Below are 16,006 nucleotides of genomic sequence, written 5' to 3'. Positions count from 1 at the left end.
AATCTCGCGCGCCTCTTCGATCCCTTCTTCACCACCAAGCCGGTCGGGCAGGGGACCGGGCTGGGCCTGTCGATCAGCTACGGCATCGTCGAGCGGCACAGCGGCCGGCTGGAAGCTGCGAACGGGCCGCACGGCGGCGCGCTGTTTACCCTGAGCTTGCCGTTGGCACGGGCTTAGCTCGGGTCGTCGCCAAGCATTTCCTCGGGCCTGACCCAGCGCTCGAACTCCTCTTCCGTGACGTAACCCAGCGTCTGCGCGGCATCGCCCAGTGTCATGCCGTCGCGGTGCGCGACCTTGGCGATTTCGGCGGCGCGGTCGTAGCCGATATGCGGCGTGAGCGCTGTCACCAGCATCAGTGAGCGCTCGAGAAGTTCGCTGATGCGCTCCCGGTTGGCCTCGATGCCGCGCACGCAATGCGCCTCGAAGCTGCTCATGCCGTCGGCGAGCAGGCGCACGCTCTGCAGGAAGTTGTGCGCGATCAGCGGTTTGAAGACATTCAGCTCGAAGTTGCCGGAGGCACCGCCGACCGCGATGGCGACGTCGTTGCCGATCACCTGGCAGCAGAGCATGGTCAGCGCTTCGCACTGGGTCGGGTTGACCTTGCCCGGCATGATCGAACTGCCGGGTTCGTTTTCCGGAATGCTGATCTCACCGAGCCCGCAGCGTGGCCCGGACGCCAGCCAACGAATGTCGTTGGCTATTTTCATCAGCGCCACCGCCAGCGTCTTGAGTGCGCCATGTGCGGCGACGAGGCCGTCGTGCGCGGCGAGGGCAGAAAACTTGTTGCTGGCCTCGACGAAGGGCTGCCCGCTGGTACCGGCGAGTTCGGCCGCCACCCGGCTGCCGAACTCGGGATGGGTGTTGAGGCCGGTACCGACGGCGGTGCCGCCGATGGCCAGCGGGTACAGCGAAGGCAGTGCGCCAGCGACGAGCGACTCGGCATGCTCGAGCTGAGCGGCGTAGCCGGAGAACTCCTGGCCCAGGCTCAGCGGCGTGGCGTCCTGCAGATGCGTACGGCCGATCTTGACGATATCGGCAAAAGCCAGCGACTTTGCCGCCACAGTGGCGCGTAGCCGAGCCAGCGCCGGCGACAGCGCATGGGTGAGCCCGAGAACTGCGGCCAGGTGCATGGCGGTGGGGAAAGCGTCGTTCGACGATTGACCGAGATTGACTTCGTCGTTGGCGTGAACCAGACGGCTCTGGCCGCGCTCGCCCCCGAGCAGTTCCGAGGCGCGGTTGGCCAGCACTTCGTTGATGTTCATGTTGCTCTGGGTGCCGGAGCCCGTCTGCCAGACCGATAGCGGGAACTGATCCTGGTGGTGGCCGCGCAGCACTTCCTCCGCGGCCGCCGCGATGGCGCTTGCCGTGGCCTCCGGCAACAGTCCGAGGTCACGGTTGACGCGGGCACAGGCGCCTTTGATGGTGGCCAGGGCGAGGACGATTTCGTCCGGCATGTACTCGCTGGAGATATCGAAGTATTCGAGCGAGCGCTGCGTTTGCGCGCCCCACAGGCGGTCGGCGGGTACTTCGATGGTGCCGAAGGAGTCGCGTTCGCTGCGTGTGGCGCTCATGGGGTGCCTCGCAAGGGGGTGAGGGTCGCTGGTGGTGGTGCGCGCATTGCCATTCTCCGGTCGGGTGGACGCGCCCATCATAAGCCGTGTCCGCGCTGTCCACCGCGTCGGCATCGATGGCGATCGCTTGCGCTGTCAGCGGAACACTGCTGCGGCTTGATCGATCTCCCTGCCCCGGCTATAGTCCGCCGGCGGTCTGGGTACCGCTTTGGTTTTTTCGCTAGCGGCATCGCGCTTCCAGGCGCTGCCGCGTTTAAGCTGCGGCAGACTCCGTGCCGTGGCGGGTTTCTACAGGGAGTTAACATGTTCCACTTCTCGCGCCGTTTGGCGCTCAAGGGCGCCCTTGTCTGTGCGCTGGCCACCACCTGCCTGAACACGGCCACGGCGGCCGACGCCGTCCTCCGCGTTTCGGCGATTCCCGACGAGGCACCGACCGAGCTGCAGCGCAAGTTCGCGCCGCTCGGCAAGTATCTGGAGAAAGAGCTGGGGATGAAGGTTTCCTTCGTTCCGGTCTCCGACTATGCGGCGGTGGTCGAAGCGCTGGCCAGCGACAAGCTCGATCTGGCCTGGCTCGGCGGGTTTACCTTTGTCCAGGCCAGTATTCGCACCAAGGGCACGGCTATCCCGCTGGTGCAGCGCGAGGAGGACGCCAAATTCACCTCCAAGTTCATCAGCGCCGACGAAAACATCAAGACGCTGGCCGACACCCGGGGCAAGGTCTTTGCCTTCGGCTCGCCGTCGTCGACCTCGGGCCATCTGATGCCGCGCTATTTCCTGCTGCAGGAGGGGATCAACGCCGACAAGGACTTCAAGAACATCGCTTTCTCGGGTGCGCACGATGCCACAGTGGCCTTCGTCGCTTCCGGCAAGGCCGATGCTGGCGTACTCAACGCGTCGGTGTGGGAGAAACTGGTCGCGCAGAACAAGGTTGATCCGAAAGTACGTGTGATCGCCACGACGCCGCCGTACTTCGATTACAACTGGACGGTGCGCGGCGATCTTGACCCGGCAGTGATCCGGAAAATCGCTGCTGCCTTCCTCAAGCTCGATCCGAAGAACCCCGAGCACGCCGAGATCCTCGAACTGCAACGTGCCACCCGCTTCATCCCGACGAAGAAGGAAAACTACCAGGGGATCGAGCAGGCAGCAAAAGCCGCCGGCTTGCTGAAGTAATCCGCTTGTTCACTGTGCACGACCTTGGGCTGACGCACAGCAACGGCTTTGTCGCCCTGCGCGACATCGCCCTGGCTGCGCGGGCCGGCGAGCATCTGGCGATCATCGGCCCTTCGGGCGCCGGCAAGACCACGCTGCTGCGTCTCCTCGGTGCCGCACTGCGGCCAACGACCGGACGCCTCGATCTGCTCGGCGTCGATCCGTGGCAGTTGTCGGCGGCCGATTTGCGCCGCTTGCGCGCGCGCATCGGCGTCGCCCATCAGGCGCCGCCGTTGCCGCCGCGGCAGCGGGTGGTGACTGCGGTCCTCGCCGGGCGCCTGGGACGCTGGCCGTGGTGGAAGGCGCTGGCCTCGCTGGTCTATCCACTCGACATCGCCGGGGCGGCCTCGGCTCTGGCGCGGCTTGACCTTGGCGAGCGCATCTTCGATCGCTGCGAGCGGCTTTCCGGCGGGCAGTTGCAGCGCGTTGGCGTCGCTCGCGTGCTCTATCAGCAAGCGCGACTGATGCTCGCCGACGAGCCGGTTTCTGCTTTGGATCCGACCCTCGCGCTGCAGACGGTCAAGCTGCTGACCGCGGACGCCGAGGCGCGCGGGGCCACCCTGGTCGCCAGCCTGCATGCGGTCGACCTGGCGCTGTCGTGTTTTCCGCGCATCGTCGGCATTCGTGAGGGTCGCGTCGCTTTCGACCGGCCGGCTGCCGATGTCGACGAGGCCTTGCTGCGCGAGCTGTACGCCACCGAAGGGGGGGAACTGCCGCTGCTCGCCAGCGAACCGCGCCAGGTCCGCGAGGTGGCCGACGCGGAGGCTGCTCGGCCTAGCGCCTGCTGGCGATGAAACATCCGCGCGACCCGGCGGCACGCGGGCGGGCGCTCGGCGTGTTGCTGGCCATCGTCATTCTCTGGCCGCTGGGAGTGATCGGCGAGTTTCGTCCGTGGGTTCTCTTCGACGCGCACAACCTGAAAGTGATGGGCGGCTTCCTCTCCGCCTTTCTGCCGCCGGAAACCGCTGGCGATTTTCTCGCCTATCTCGGTCGCGCCACCCTCGAGACGCTGGCCATCGCCACCGCCGGCATGGCGCTGGCCTTCCTGCTGGCCGTTCCGCTGGCAATGGCCACCACGCGGGTGTTGTCCATTTCAAGTATCGGTCCCGGGCCGGGGCGGCGCCGTGGCGACTGGCTGCGGGCCGGCTTGCGGATGCTGCTGGTGGTCCTGCGCGGGCTTCCCGAGCTGGTCTGGGCGCTCCTTTTTGTCCGCGTCTTCGGTTTGGGGCCGGCCGCCGGCGTGCTCGCGCTCGGGCTGACCTACGGCGGCATGCTGGCCAAGGTCTATGCGGAAATTCTCGAGTCCGGCGACAGCCGGCCGGCACGGGCGTTGCTCGAAGCCGGTGGCAGCCGGCTGCAGGCGCTGTGTTACGGCCTGCTACCCAGCGCCGCGCAGGAGTTGACCTCCTACACCGTCTATCGCTGGGAGTGCGCGGTGCGCGCCTCGGTGGTGATGGGTTTTGTCGGCGCCGGCGGGCTGGGTCAGTTGATGGATCAGTCGATGAGGATGCTCAATGGCGGTGAGGCGGCGACCATCCTGATCACCTTTCTGGTTCTGGTTCTGGCCGCCGACGCCCTCTCCGGTTTCCTGCGCCGGCAGCTTGGCGCGGGCGGTACGCGAGGTTCCGCTGCGGCGTTCCGGCCGCTGGCGCTGGGCTGGTTGATCCTTTTCGGCAGTGCGGTGCTGGCGAGCTTTGTCTGGCTCGACCTCGCTCTGGCAGGACTGCTGACACGGGAAGCCGCAGCGTCGATTGCCGATTTCATTCTCTCTTTTTTTCCGCTTGATCTGTCGATCGAGTGGTTGCGGAGCGTCGCCATCGGGTCGCTGGAGACGGTCGCGATTTCCGCGCTCGGTACGCTGCTGGCCGCGTTCGGCGGCCTGTTGTTGGCCTTGCCGGCATCCGGGCGTTACGGTTCAGCCGCGGAGGGGCTAATGCGCTTCGTGCTCAACGCCCTGCGTTCGGTGCCGGAACTGGTGTGGGCGACGCTGATGGCGCTGGCCGCCGGTCTCGGACCCTTTGCCGGAATCCTGGCCCTGGCGCTGCACACCAGCGGTGTGCTCGGCCGCCTGTTTGCCGAAGCTTTGCAGAACGCAGCGCCGACGGCACGCAACGCCCTGCTCGAAGCGGGGGCGCCGCCAGGTGCGGCCTTTCTTTACGGCACCTTGCCCGAGGTGACGCCACAACTGGTGGCTTATTCACTCTACCGCTGGGAAATCAATATCCGCATGGCAGCCATTCTCGGTTTCGTCGGTGCGGGGGGTCTCGGACAATTGCTCTATGTCGAGTTGTCGCTCTTCCACTACGCGCAGGCGAGCACGGTCATCGCCGCCATGCTGATGTTGTCGATCGTGGTGGATTTTTCCAGCGCAGCGCTGCGACGCGCGATCTGATGGCCAGCGCCGCGGTTTTCCCGAAATCTTGTCGTGGTCTTGCTAGGGTTTGAACTTGGACGAATCCTGCGACACCGCCCAGATATCAAACGGCGATGTGGCCTTCTTGACGTGGACGCTGTCGTGCAGCCTGGAGAGAGCGAAGATCTCGGCCATTGCATCTGCCGGAAAGCCTTGCGTACGTCTGGGATCGGCCAGCATCAAGGCCTGGAAGCACTCTTCACTGGCTGTGGCTGAGTCCCATGTTTCGACGATTCTGGCGAGAACGTGTGGAAATTTTTCTGACAGCACGCGGGGGAATGCGTGGTGCTTCTGGAACAGGGCCAGTACGGCGTCTTTTTGGGCAGCTTCCATGATCGTTGTCCTTCTGAAAAACGAATTGCTGGCCATTGCTGGCCGGGTAACCATCAGTCCTGCTCGCGAGATGCCTTGCGGCCTTTCGTTCAAGGGCTGATTTGAGTCACTGTGACTATAGCCGGTGCCGCCTGGGGTGGAAAGCGAAGTCCTTGCCTGAGAAATTCGCTTCGACCCGTTTCACCAAACAGGGCACACCGACGGGCCGGCTGTCGCTGCAGTTCCGCGCTCGGCAGGAGGATTCCGGCCAACCCGTTGCTGCTGCGCGAGAGGCAAGCGCGCGCCGACTCACCGCTCAGCGGCTGCCGGGAGGGTTGATGTTCCGAGGCGTCTGCTCCACGTCTGCGCCCATTGCAGCAGAAAGCGCACGGGCGTGTTGTGCGTTTGTTCACGCTTTGTGGCGATTGTCGACGCACGCCTTGGCCCGCTCGGTCGTGAACGATGAGCGCTTCTCATGCGCGGACGACGTTTTCGACCACTCTGTCGATGCCGTCAAGTACGTCGACTAGACCTGTTAGCTTGACCTGAACGCTACACCAGCGGCGCTTTCCGGCGTCACAAGCTCGGCAACGAGCGGGGCAAACGGCAGATTACTTCGGCAGTCCTCGCGGCGCCCGATGAAGTTGGCGGCAGCGGCTGAGTCGGCGCGCACCGGGGCTGTCGTGACCAGCGCGACCCGCAGCGGGGTTGCATCGATGGTCGGGTGGCGTCAGGGCGGCGGAAGAAGCGCGGGAATGGCCGGGCAGGGGCCCCTTGGCCTGCCCGGCGGTGGTCACTGCTACTTGGGTTGCGCTACCACGCGCAGGTAGGGCTTGAGGGTTTTCCATCCGCCCGGATACTTGGCCCTGGCCGCTTCGTCGGAAACCGTCGGCGGGATGATCACGTCTTCACCGGGCCGCCAATTTACCGGTGTGGCGACGGTGTGTTTGGCGTTGATCTGTACGGCGTCGAGTGCGCGCAGAACCTCATCGAAATTGCGTCCGGCGCTCATCGGGTAGGTCATCGTCAGTTTGATCTTCTTGTCCGGCCCGATCAGGAACACCGAGCGCACCGTCGCGTTGTCCACTGCCGTGCGAGTGTCCGCCTGGCCACTGGCGTTGGGGTGGATCATGTCGTAGAGCTTGGCCACGACAAGGTCGGTGTCGCCGATCAAGGGATAATTCAGCGCTGTGCCCTGCGTCTCGGCGATGTCGCCGGCCCAGCGCTTGTGGTCGTCGACGCTGTCGATCGAGAGGCCGATGACTTTCGTGTTGCGCTTGTCGAACTCCGGTTTGAGGCGGGCGAGGTAGCCCAGTTCGGTGGTGCATACCGGGGTGAAGTCCTTCGGGTGCGAGAAGAGAATTGCCCAGCCGTCACCGATCCATTGATGAAAGCTGATCGTGCCCTCGGTGGTCGGGGCGGTGAAATCCGGCGCTTCGTCGCCAATGTGCAGTCCCATTTCTTTCTCCTTTGTCTCCTGGTGGTAGAACGATCAAGCGTTTTGCCTGCGCCTGGTTTGACTCACGGCTCGCGTCCCGAGTTCAGCGGATAGCCTGCTTCGCGCCAGGCCTTCATGCCGCCGTCGAGCGCGACGACGCAGGCGAATCCCATCTCGTGCAGCGTCGCCGCCGCCAGCGTCGATACGTGACCGAGCTCGCAGCAGACGAGAATGCGCCGGGTCGGGTCAGGCAACTCCTGGTTGACCCGCAATTCGATCTGGCCGCGCGGCAGCAGGCGCGCTGCGGGGATGTGGCCGGTTTCGTACGCGTCGCGCTCGCGCACGTCGAGCACGATCAGCTCACCATCTGCAGCCTCGACACGCCGCTTGAGTTCGGCAAGCGACATGAACGGCACTTTTGCTGCCGCTTCGGCGAGCAACTGCGCGACCGACTTTCCCCCACTCATGTTGGTGCGCAAGGCTTCGGTGACGTGCGTCGGCATGGACAGGTTGAGGTTGTGCATCATGTCGACGAAGGCGTCGCGGTCGCGCGCCTGCAGGCGCGGGTTGGTGGCGATTTCCTGCCCGATGGTCGAGCTTTGGCGGCCCTTGTAGTCGTGCGCCGGGTAGATCTTGAGCTCCGGATCGAGGGTCAGGACGCGGCGAAAGAGGCTGTCGTGAAGTGCTTCCGGGTCGCCGCTCGGCAGGTCGGTACGGCCGGTGCCGCCGATCAGCAGGGTGTCGCCGGTGAACAGGCTGTCCTCGACCAGCAGACACATCGAGTCGCGGGTGTGACCCGGGGTGTAGATCACCTGCAGACGTAGTCGCCCAAGCAGCACCATTTCGCCGTCGCCAATGCGCATGTCCACGAATGGCGCCGGACTTTCCCGGTGCATGACGACGGGCACGGCCAGTTGTCGTGCCAGTTGACGGGTCGCCGAAAAGTGGTCGGCATGGGTGTGCGTATCGATCAGGTAGCGGATGCGCAAGCCATCGCGGGCGGCGAGTGCGAGGTAGTGGTCGATCTGGCGGATTTCCGGATCGATCAGTGCCGCCGAGCTGGTCTCGCTGCAGCCGACGAGGTAGGACTGGCAGCCGCCAGTGGCTATCTGTTCGAGAATCATCATGCCCTCCTGCATCGCTCATTTGCCTGACAGCGCGCTGATTGCTGTCTGGCCCGATACGTACCCGGCAGGTCGATCCATCGATCTCCTGCCACAGCGCAAATCTGGGGGAGTCCCAAGGTAATCACCTGTCGCCATGCTAACGCAGATTGTTGGTCCTGGTGTCTCGGGCGGTGGCAGGTGGCGGCGCGAGGGATGGGTGCCTCCGCCTCGCGTCTGTTCAAAGTGCTGCCTATACTGGTCTGTGTCGAGGCGCGAAGATTGGCAACCAGGGCAGCGGAACCCGGCCACGCTTGCCGCGTCGTAGCGACATCGAGGGGGTTTCGTAGCACGGCTAGGCAAAGGAAAGATGATGGGCACGCTGCTTCGTCGTCCCGCAGGACGGCTTCCAACCGGCGCACCCTGTGGCTGGCGCTGGTGGGCGGTGTTGCTGCTGGCGACGGTGTGCGGGATGGCGCGCAGCATGGCAGCAGCGGCGCCAGCAGCCCCGGCGCTCATCCTGAGTGTTCAGGACGCGATCGGACCGGCCAGCGCCGACTACATCGTGCGCGGCCTGCAGCGGGCACAACAGCAAGGTTCGCCGCTGGTCGTCCTGCGTATCGACACCCCCGGCGGGCTGGACAGCGCGATGCGGCAGATCGTCCAGGCCATTCTCGCGTCGCCGGTGCCGGTGATCTCCTACGTCAGTCCGCAGGGCGCGCGCGCGGCCAGTGCCGGTACCTACATCCTCTACGCCAGTCATCTCGCGGCGATGGCCCCGGCGACCACGCTGGGGGCCGCGACGCCGGTCTCGATCGGCCTGCCCGGCGTGCCGGCGGGCCCGCAATCACCGGCCCCGCCAGCGTCCGCCCCCTCCGGCGAGCCAGCACCCGCGGCGTCGACAAAAGCGACGAAAGCGACGGAAGCGACGGAAGCGACCAACGCGACCAAAGCGACCAACGCGAGCGAGCCGGCGGCGCCCAAACCGGCCATCGTTCCCGGCGATACGATGAAGGTCAAACAGGTCAACGATGCGGCGGCTTTCATCCGCGGTCTGGCGCAGCAGCACGGGCGTAATGCGCAGTGGGCCGAGCGCGCGGTGCGCGAAGCGGTCACCCTGACTGCCTCCGAGGCTCTGCGCGAGCAGGTGATCGACGTTGTGGCGAGCGATGTGCCGGACCTGCTGGCGCAGATCGACGGACGCACCGTGCAGCTGCAGGCGGGGAAACTGACGCTGGCCACCGCCGGTTTGGCGACCGAAGAGTTGCTGCCGGACGCGCGTCACCGCCTGTTGTCGGTGATTGCCAACCCCAGCTTTGCGCTGATCCTGATGATGATCGGCATCTACGGGCTGATTTTCGAGTTCTCGTCTCCGGGCTTCGGTGTTTCCGGGACGGTGGGGGCGATTTGCCTGCTGCTGGCGATGTTTGCCCTGCAGATGCTGCCGGTGAACACCGCCGGGCTGGCGTTGATCGTGCTGGCCGTCGGCTTGCTGGCGGCGGAGCTGTTGACGCCGAGTTTCGGGGTGCTCGGCGTGGGTGGCGTCGCGGCCTTCATTGCCGGGGGCCTGCTGCTTTTCGACCGTGACGTGCCGGGCCTGGGCGTGCCGCTGCCGCTACTCTTCGGTCTGGCGGCCAGCTCGGCGGCGGTGGTGCTGCTCGGCGGCGGCATGGCCCTGCGTGCGCGCAAAGCGCCGGTGGTCAGTGGTGTTGAGGAATTGATCGGCGCGGCCGGTGAAGTCCAGATTGTCGAAGGCGACGACGCCTGGGCTCTGGTTCACGGCGAGCGCTGGCGCGTGCACGCCGCTGGCCCGCTGGCACCGCGCCAGCGAGTACGTGTACTGGCCGTGCACGGCCTGACGCTCGACGTGCAAGCAGCGGACGAATTCCCACCCTCCGAAGGAGAAACGCGATGATCTTCGACCTCAACCTGGGCCTGGGCAGCATCCTGCTGCCGCTGTTGCTGATCCTGCTGTTCAGCTCGCTGCGCATCCTCCGCGAGTACCAGCGCGGCGTCGTTTTCCAGCTCGGCCGTTTCTGGAAGGTCAAGGGTCCCGGTCTGGTGATCGTCATTCCCGGCATCCAGCAGATGGTGCGCGTCGATCTTCGCGTAGTGACCATGGATGTCGCGCCACAGGACGTGATCTCGCGCGACAACGTCTCGGTCAAGGTCAATGCGGTGGTCTTCTTCCGCGTCGTCGACCCGCAGAAGGCGATCATCCAGGTCGAGGACTTCCTGATGGCCACCTCGCAGCTGGCGCAGACGACGCTGCGCGTCGTTCTCGGCAAGCACGAGCTCGATGAAATGCTCGCCGAACGCGAGCGGCTGAACCTCGACGTGCAGAAGATCCTCGACGCGCAGACCGATTCCTGGGGAATCAAGGTCACCAATGTCGAGATCAAGCACATCGATCTCAACGAGTCGATGATCCGTGCCATCGCCCGCCAGGCCGAGGCGGAGCGTGAGCGGCGCGCCAAGGTGATTCACGCCGAGGGTGAAAAGGAGGCGGCATCGGCATTGCTCGAGGCGGCGACAATGCTGGCGCAGCGCCCGGAGGCGATGCAACTGCGTTACCTGCAGACGATGACCCAGGTCGCTGGCGACCGTGCGACGACCGTCATCCTGCCGCTGCCGCTCGACCTGCTCGCCGCCTTGAAGCCCAAGGCGCCGCCGGCGGGCGGCGCTGCGCTGGATGCTGCCGCCAGGACCTGAGCGGCGATCAGTGTTTGCTGTCGCCGAGCAGGAACTCGATTGCCTGCCGCCACCAGGCCTCGTCGAGGCGGTCGAACCAGTCGTTGTGTTCGGCACCCTCAATGACCGCCAGTCGCTTGGGTTCGCCGAGGGCGGCGTAGAGCGCGCGGCCGAAGCGTGCCGGCACGATGCTGTCCTCGGTGGCAATAGCCACCAGCACCGGGCGCCCGAACGACGCCAGGTGCGCCGCGCTATCGTAGTGGTCGCGTAGCAGCCACTGCACGGGTAGCAGCGGATAGTGGTGGCCGGCGACATGTTCCAGGCTATCCCACGGCGTAATCAGCAACAGGCCGGCGACTGCTTCGCGCTGCCGCGCGCTGGCGGCTGCCGCGACGCCAGCGCCCAGCGACTCGCCGATGATCAGCAGCGGCCCGCCGTACATGCGATGGGCCAGGGTGATCGTCTGTTCCGCGTCGGCGACCAGACTCTTTTCGCCCAGTTCGCCGCCACGCGGGCCGTAAGCCGGATACTCGGCGAGGATCACGCGCAGGCCCAGTCGCCGCAGTTCCCCGACATAGAACTGACGGTGGCCGGCATGGCCCGCATTGCCGTGGAAAATGACGGCCGTGGCAACTGGCGCGCCGTCCGCTTCGGCCAGCAGGCCACGGAAATCCGGAGCGTTGGGCCAGGGTGACAGGCCGCCCGAGAGCATCTCGGCAAGGCTGGCCGGTGCGGGAAAGTAGAGCAACTTATCCTGGAACATGCTGATTCCCGCCAATGTGATGAGATAGACGACCAGGCTGATCCGCAACGCTTTCCAGGCGATGCCGATCACCTTCGCGGGGCCCTGTCACCCTGGCCTGCTGCTCCGGATGGCCGACGCTGCGGGCGGGATCGCCAGATCGCGCTCACTTTCTTCCGACCAGGCGGGCGTTTTCGAACAAGGAGGAGATTTCCACCTTGCCGATCTCCGGGTGGTCGGGCACGACGTAGAGAATCGGGGTGATCAGTTCCTCGAAAATGCCGCGCAGGCTGCGGGCGCCGGTCTTGTATTCGATGGCGATCTCGGCGATCTGCTCGAAGACCCGCGGTGCGACCTGCAAATCGACGCCTTCCCCCCGGAAGATCTCGACGTACTGCCGGTAGATCGAGTTCTTTGGCACACTGATGATGCTCACCAACATCGCCTTGCTCAAGTCGTGCAGTCTGGCGATCACTGGCAGGCGACCGGTGAACTCGGGAATCAGGCCGAATTCGAACAGATCGGTCGGCTTCACGCGCTGGTTCAGGCGGTCGAGGATGTTCTGGTTGTCGTCGGCCGAGGTGGCGATGAAGCCGAAGCTTTGCGTCCTGGCCATGATGTTTTCGAGACCGACAAACGCACCGCCGCAGATGAACAGGATGTTGCGGGTGTCGATGTAGTGCTGGTCTTTCAGCTTGACCGGCGCGCCTTCCATGATTTTCAGCAGCGCGTGTTGCACGCTTTCGCCAGAAATCGCCCGCGACTGGCCATCGCTTACCTTCAGTTTGTCGATTTCGTCGATGAAGATGATGCCTTGCTGGGCACGCTCAATGCTGCCGTCGGCCTTGTCGACCAGCCTTTGCAGGGCGGCTTCGATTTCTTCGTTGACATACCGCGTTTGTGCCAGGGAGGTCGCGTCGGCGCTGACGAAGGGAACCTTCAGCATTCTCGACAAGGTGTCGCAGAGCAGTGTCTTGCCGGTTCCCGAAGGCCCGACCAGCAGCACATTGCTCTTCGCCATCGCCTCCTGGTCGTGCCCGAAGGTGGCAATCTTGCGGTAATGCGAATAGACGGCGACGGCCAGAACCTTCTTGGCTTCTTCCTGGCCGATCACATACTGATCGAGATAACGGACGATCGCGCTGGGTGTGGTTTCTCTCGCTAGCAAGCGGCTACCCCGACATCGACAAAGGGTTGTGGCAGGCGATCATCTTATGCCGAAACGGCCCTCGGTGGCTGGCCTGGGCGGCAGCCGCAGCTGCCGCCAGGGTCAGCGGCGGCGGCGAACCCGGATCAAGGCCAGGTACGAAATGGGCACCAGCGCGGTACAGATTGCCACCCCCGCTGCCAGTGCTCCGCCACCACCGGACAGCGCGTGCCCGACGGCAATGCCGACCAGCGCGGCAAGCGTCATCTGCACGAAACCCATCAGCGCCGAAGCCGACCCGGCCATCTTCGGATACGGTGCCAGTGCCTTGGCGATGGCGTTCGGCATCACCAGGCCGGTAGCGGCCGTACAGAAGAACATCGGCCCGAGGGTGGAGGCCAGGCTGTGTACGCCCCACAGTTCCAGCGCCGCCATGGTCGCGCCGGCGATCGCGCCGAGCCACGCCCCGCACGCCAGCAGGGTGTCGCCACCCAGGCGCCTGACCAGCTTGCCCGAAGCGAGCGAACCGAGCAGGTAGCCGGAGACGACAATGCCGAAGGACATGCCGAACAGTTCCGGTGTCAGCCCGTAGCGATCGCTGAGGACGAAAGATGAAGCCGAGATGAAGGCAAAGAGCGCGCTGTAGGAAAATGAAAAGCTGAGCACGTAGCCCAGGTAGCGGCGATCGGCGAGCAGCAAGCGGAAGTTGGCAACGACCTGGCGTGGGTTGGTTGCCTGCGGGTGGCGATGGACATTGCTTTCGCCCAGCAGGCGAGCGACGGCAACGAAGAGGACCACTGAGACGATCAGCAGGACGACGAAGTTGGACTGCCAGCCGAAGAGGACGGTGAGGAAACCGCCCAGGGTCGGGCCGAGCAGTGGCGCAATGGCCATCGCGCCACCCATGTAGGCAATGATCCGCGCCGACTCGATAGCGCCCCAGACGTCACGAACGACGGCACGGCCGAGGACCGGGCCGGCGCAGGCACCGATCGCCTGCACGAAGCGCGCGGCAATCAGCAGCTCGATGCTCGGGGCAAAGATGCAGCCGATCGTCGCCAGGCAGTAGATCGCCAGGCCGCCGAGCATGATCGGCCGGCGACCGAAGCGATCGGAAAGCGGCCCGTAGAAGATCTGGCCGCAGGCAAAGCCGGCGAGGAAGACGGAGAGCGTCAGTTGCACGCCGCCGGCATCGCTGGCAAACACCCTGGCCAGGGTCGGTAGTGCCGGCAGGTAGAGATCGGTCGACAGCGGGCCCAGGGCGACCAGGGTGGTCAGCAGGACCGCCAGACCGAAGGAGGGTGGCGGCGCAGCAGCAATGGTTGTCGCTGCGCCCGCTGGCCCGTTCATTGGCCCTGCAGCGCGGCCAGTTCCCGCTCGTCGAAGCCCGCTGCCCGGCGCGCTTCGAGGTTGAAAGGCCCACGCAGGCGAGGGGCGTGATAGCGCTGCGCGAGTTCGGCGTAGGTGGCCACCGGGTCCTCCCCGCGTCTGTTGCAGAGCCAGCGGTACCAGCGGTTACCGATCGCGACGTGGCCGATCTCGTCGCGCAGGATGATGTCGAGGATGGCCGCGCCCCGCTGGTCGCCGACACCCTGTAGCTTGTCGCGAATCGGCGGTGCCGCGTCCAGCCCCCGCGCTTCGAGCGTCCGTGGCACCAGCGCCAGGCGGGCCAGAAGGTCGTCAGCGGTCTTCTCGGCCATCTCCCACAGGCCGTGGTGGGCGGGGAAGTCGCCATAGGCGAAACCCATTGCTTCGAGATGTTCGCGCAGCAGGGCGAAGTGCTGCGCTTCTTCCCTGCCGACAGCGAGCCAGTCGCGATAGAACTCGGCCGGCAAGTCGTCGAAGCGCCAGACGATGTCGAGCGCCAGATTGATTGCATTCAACTCGATGTGGGCCAGCGAATGGATCAGTGCGGCACGCCCTTCGACGCTGGTGACCGGTCGCTTGGCGAGCTGTGCGGGCGCCACCAGCAGCGGGAGGGGGCTGCGGCCGGGGAGTGATTCGGCGGCCAGGCGGTGCGTATCGGGGGCAGCGATCTCCTGCGCGTCCCCGGGCGGCAACGCGCAGGAGATCGCCGCGACTGCCGCGCATTTCTCGTCGGGTGCGCGGAGCAGCAAGGCATCGAGCGCCTGTTGCCGCAGGTTCAAGGCGCCGCTTCCGACGAGTCTTCCTGCGGTGAAGCGATGAAACCATAGCGCCCCGGCACCGCCGATCGGCGCAGCGCCCGCACCGGCACACGGCAGCCGTGCCAATCGAAGGTCAGCGTGCTGACGCCAGTGGCAGGCTGCTCGACCGCTGCCAGCAGACTCGCCTCGTCGGCGACCTCGCCATCCGGCGAGCGCAGCAAAGGGAGCAGGGCCGGCAAATCACGGTCGCAGAGCAGCGCGATGCCGTTCGGAATCTCGATCAGCAGGTTACCTTGCTCATCGATAGCCGCGCCGCGCACTTCGCTGACCGTTTCGCCGACCTGCGTTTCGAGCCGGTCGGCCGACGCCAGGCGCACTACCCATGGCGTGTAGTCAAGCGCGACGAACACGCGCTGCGGCCCGTTTTGCACGAAGTAATTGCCGCGCTCGTCATGCGCGTACTGGCGATTGAGGAAATCGTTCAGGCCCGCGTGGCTGAGGGTTTCGCCACGCATCCGCCAACGCCCACGTTGGTCGAGCGACAGCCAGCCGTAGCAGGCCGGGACGTTCGGCCAGCGCAGCATGGCGCTGAAGTCAGGCGTGGGCATGGGCGGTTTGCGGCCTGGCCATCGAGCACAGTCGCCGCTGCGGCCGCTGCCTGGCCAGCGACGCCGCGCTGGTGCGCATCAAAGCAGGGCTTCGATGTCGCGTGCGAGGCTCTCGGGCGCGCTGGCCGAGGCGATGCGCTCGGTCACCTCGCCCTCGCGGTTGACCAGAAACTTGGTGAAATTCCACTTGATCCCTTCGCTCCCGAGCAGGCCCGGGGCGGCCTTCTTCAGATACTGGTAAAGCGGGTGGGCGTGGTCACCGTTGACGTCGATCTTGGCAAACATCGGGAAAGTGACACCGTAGTTCTTCTGGCAGAAGCTGGCAATTTCATCGGCGTTCCCGGGTTCTTGCGCACCGAACTGGTTGCACGGAAAGCCGAGCACTTCCAGGCCGCGTTCGTGATAGCGCTGGTAAAGCGCTTCGAGGCCCTCGTACTGCGGCGTGAAGCCGCAGTTGCTGGCGGTGTTGACGATCAGCAGAACCTTGTCAGCGTACTCGTCAAACGATTGGCTGCCGCCTTCAAGGCGTTCAGCAGTGAACTGGTAAATCGGTGCGGTCATGGCCGGTTCTCCGGGAGAGGGATGGTGGTTACCGTGGAAGTCGCGCATGCGACTCAGGAAACTCCCTTCTCCCCTCGCGGGA

The 16,006-nt window shown here is 65.4% G+C and carries 16 protein-coding genes; 6 read left to right on the top strand and 10 right to left on the bottom strand.

Annotated features, from left to right (window positions below):
- Positions 1 to 177 (top strand): ATP-binding protein (locus tag RUW20_RS04405; RefSeq protein WP_313950984.1); only part of this gene is annotated, 177 nt, incomplete at its 5' end.
- On the opposite strand, the gene fumC is transcribed toward RUW20_RS04405, so the two are convergent.
- Positions 174 to 1,571, bottom strand: a complete 1,398-nt coding sequence (fumC, locus tag RUW20_RS04400) for a class II fumarate hydratase (protein ID WP_313950979.1) — start codon at positions 1,569 to 1,571, stop codon at positions 174 to 176. The genes RUW20_RS04405 and fumC overlap by 4 nt on opposite strands.
- 303 nt (positions 1,572 to 1,874) lie before the next feature.
- Between fumC and RUW20_RS04395 the strand changes: the two genes are divergently transcribed.
- From RUW20_RS04395 to RUW20_RS04385, 3 genes are read left to right on the top strand one after another with little or no spacing between them, the layout of a single operon-like run.
- Positions 1,875 to 2,744, top strand: coding sequence for a putative selenate ABC transporter substrate-binding protein (locus RUW20_RS04395; RefSeq protein WP_313950978.1), 870 nt, complete (start codon positions 1,875 to 1,877; stop codon positions 2,742 to 2,744).
- Between the two features lie 5 nt (positions 2,745 to 2,749).
- Positions 2,750 to 3,577, top strand: coding sequence for a phosphonate ABC transporter ATP-binding protein (locus tag RUW20_RS04390; protein ID WP_313950977.1), 828 nt, complete (start codon positions 2,750 to 2,752; stop codon positions 3,575 to 3,577).
- Entirely contained in the window at positions 3,574 to 5,175 is a 1,602-nt protein-coding gene (locus RUW20_RS04385; protein ID WP_313950976.1) for a PhnE/PtxC family ABC transporter permease, read from the top strand. Before RUW20_RS04390 ends, RUW20_RS04385 begins: the two co-directional genes overlap by 4 nt.
- A gap of 42 nt (positions 5,176 to 5,217) precedes the next feature.
- On the opposite strand, the gene RUW20_RS04380 is transcribed toward RUW20_RS04385, so the two are convergent.
- The 3 genes from RUW20_RS04380 to RUW20_RS04370 form a co-directional block, all read right to left on the bottom strand.
- Entirely contained in the window at positions 5,218 to 5,529 is a 312-nt protein-coding gene (locus tag RUW20_RS04380; RefSeq protein ID WP_313950975.1) for a hypothetical protein, read from the bottom strand.
- A gap of 778 nt (positions 5,530 to 6,307) precedes the next feature.
- Entirely contained in the window at positions 6,308 to 6,967 is a 660-nt protein-coding gene (locus tag RUW20_RS04375; protein ID WP_313950974.1) for a peroxiredoxin, read from the bottom strand.
- A 62-nt stretch (positions 6,968 to 7,029) separates the two neighbouring features.
- Complete coding sequence (locus RUW20_RS04370; RefSeq protein ID WP_313950982.1) at positions 7,030 to 8,070, bottom strand: MBL fold metallo-hydrolase; 1,041 nt, start codon at positions 8,068 to 8,070, stop codon at positions 7,030 to 7,032.
- Between the two features lie 352 nt (positions 8,071 to 8,422).
- On the opposite strand from RUW20_RS04370, the gene RUW20_RS04365 reads away from it, so the two are divergent.
- Both RUW20_RS04365 and RUW20_RS04360 read left to right on the top strand, forming a co-directional pair.
- Positions 8,423 to 9,964, top strand: coding sequence for an NfeD family protein (locus tag RUW20_RS04365; RefSeq protein ID WP_313950973.1), 1,542 nt, complete (start codon positions 8,423 to 8,425; stop codon positions 9,962 to 9,964).
- Positions 9,961 to 10,761, top strand: a complete 801-nt coding sequence (locus RUW20_RS04360; protein ID WP_313950972.1) for a slipin family protein — start codon at positions 9,961 to 9,963, stop codon at positions 10,759 to 10,761. Before RUW20_RS04365 ends, RUW20_RS04360 begins: the two co-directional genes overlap by 4 nt.
- A gap of 7 nt (positions 10,762 to 10,768) precedes the next feature.
- Here the strand turns inward: RUW20_RS04360 and RUW20_RS04355 are convergent, their stop codons facing one another.
- The 6 genes from RUW20_RS04355 to RUW20_RS04330 all read right to left on the bottom strand — a co-directional run bounded on the left by RUW20_RS04355 (position 10,769) and on the right by RUW20_RS04330 (position 15,924).
- A complete protein-coding gene (locus RUW20_RS04355; protein ID WP_409559300.1) occupies positions 10,769 to 11,503 on the bottom strand; it encodes an alpha/beta hydrolase in 735 nt (244 codons plus the stop codon).
- 145 nt (positions 11,504 to 11,648) lie between these two features.
- Positions 11,649 to 12,650: an ATP-dependent Clp protease ATP-binding subunit ClpX gene (gene clpX / locus RUW20_RS04350; RefSeq protein ID WP_313950971.1), complete on the bottom strand. Its 1,002-nt coding sequence runs from the start codon at positions 12,648 to 12,650 to the stop codon at positions 11,649 to 11,651.
- 102 nt (positions 12,651 to 12,752) lie between these two features.
- Complete coding sequence (locus RUW20_RS04345; RefSeq protein ID WP_313950970.1) at positions 12,753 to 13,979, bottom strand: multidrug effflux MFS transporter; 1,227 nt, start codon at positions 13,977 to 13,979, stop codon at positions 12,753 to 12,755.
- Complete coding sequence (locus RUW20_RS04340) at positions 13,976 to 14,776, bottom strand: ferritin-like domain-containing protein (RefSeq protein ID WP_313950969.1); 801 nt, start codon at positions 14,774 to 14,776, stop codon at positions 13,976 to 13,978. The genes RUW20_RS04345 and RUW20_RS04340 overlap by 4 nt, the downstream gene beginning before the upstream one ends.
- Positions 14,773 to 15,363 (bottom strand): DUF2946 family protein, encoded by a 591-nt coding sequence (locus tag RUW20_RS04335; protein WP_313950968.1) that lies wholly within the window; start codon positions 15,361 to 15,363, stop codon positions 14,773 to 14,775. The genes RUW20_RS04340 and RUW20_RS04335 overlap by 4 nt, the downstream gene beginning before the upstream one ends.
- 78 nt (positions 15,364 to 15,441) lie before the next feature.
- Complete coding sequence (locus RUW20_RS04330) at positions 15,442 to 15,924, bottom strand: glutathione peroxidase (protein WP_313950980.1); 483 nt, start codon at positions 15,922 to 15,924, stop codon at positions 15,442 to 15,444.
- Between the last annotated feature and the right edge of the window lie 82 nt (positions 15,925 to 16,006).

The organism is Accumulibacter sp., from assembly GCF_032229525.1.
Taxonomy (GTDB): Bacteria; Pseudomonadota; Gammaproteobacteria; order Burkholderiales; family Rhodocyclaceae; genus Accumulibacter.
This window is presented reverse-complemented; position numbering and strand designations above follow the sequence as displayed.

Bases quoted from the DNA above. Each gene is read 5' to 3' on its own strand.
- RUW20_RS04355 (WP_409559300.1), bottom strand. From the start codon at position 11,503: ATGTTCCAGGATAAGTTGCTCTACTTTCCCGCACCGGCCAGCCTTGCC.
- RUW20_RS04360 (WP_313950972.1), top strand. From the start codon at position 9,961: ATGATCTTCGACCTCAACCTGGGCCTGGGCAGCATCCTGCTGCCGCTG.
- RUW20_RS04380 (WP_313950975.1), bottom strand. From the start codon at position 5,529: ATGGAAGCTGCCCAAAAAGACGCCGTACTGGCCCTGTTCCAGAAGCAC.
- RUW20_RS04395 (WP_313950978.1), top strand. From the start codon at position 1,875: ATGTTCCACTTCTCGCGCCGTTTGGCGCTCAAGGGCGCCCTTGTCTGT.
- fumC (WP_313950979.1), bottom strand. From the start codon at position 1,571: ATGAGCGCCACACGCAGCGAACGCGACTCCTTCGGCACCATCGAAGTA.
- RUW20_RS04330 (WP_313950980.1), bottom strand. From the start codon at position 15,924: ATGACCGCACCGATTTACCAGTTCACTGCTGAACGCCTTGAAGGCGGC.
- RUW20_RS04370 (WP_313950982.1), bottom strand. From the start codon at position 8,070: ATGATTCTCGAACAGATAGCCACTGGCGGCTGCCAGTCCTACCTCGTC.
- RUW20_RS04385 (WP_313950976.1), top strand. From the start codon at position 3,574: ATGAAACATCCGCGCGACCCGGCGGCACGCGGGCGGGCGCTCGGCGTG.
- RUW20_RS04375 (WP_313950974.1), bottom strand. From the start codon at position 6,967: ATGGGACTGCACATTGGCGACGAAGCGCCGGATTTCACCGCCCCGACC.
- RUW20_RS04335 (WP_313950968.1), bottom strand. From the start codon at position 15,363: ATGCCCACGCCTGACTTCAGCGCCATGCTGCGCTGGCCGAACGTCCCG.
- RUW20_RS04345 (WP_313950970.1), bottom strand. From the start codon at position 13,979: ATGAACGGGCCAGCGGGCGCAGCGACAACCATTGCTGCTGCGCCGCCA.
- RUW20_RS04365 (WP_313950973.1), top strand. From the start codon at position 8,423: ATGGGCACGCTGCTTCGTCGTCCCGCAGGACGGCTTCCAACCGGCGCA.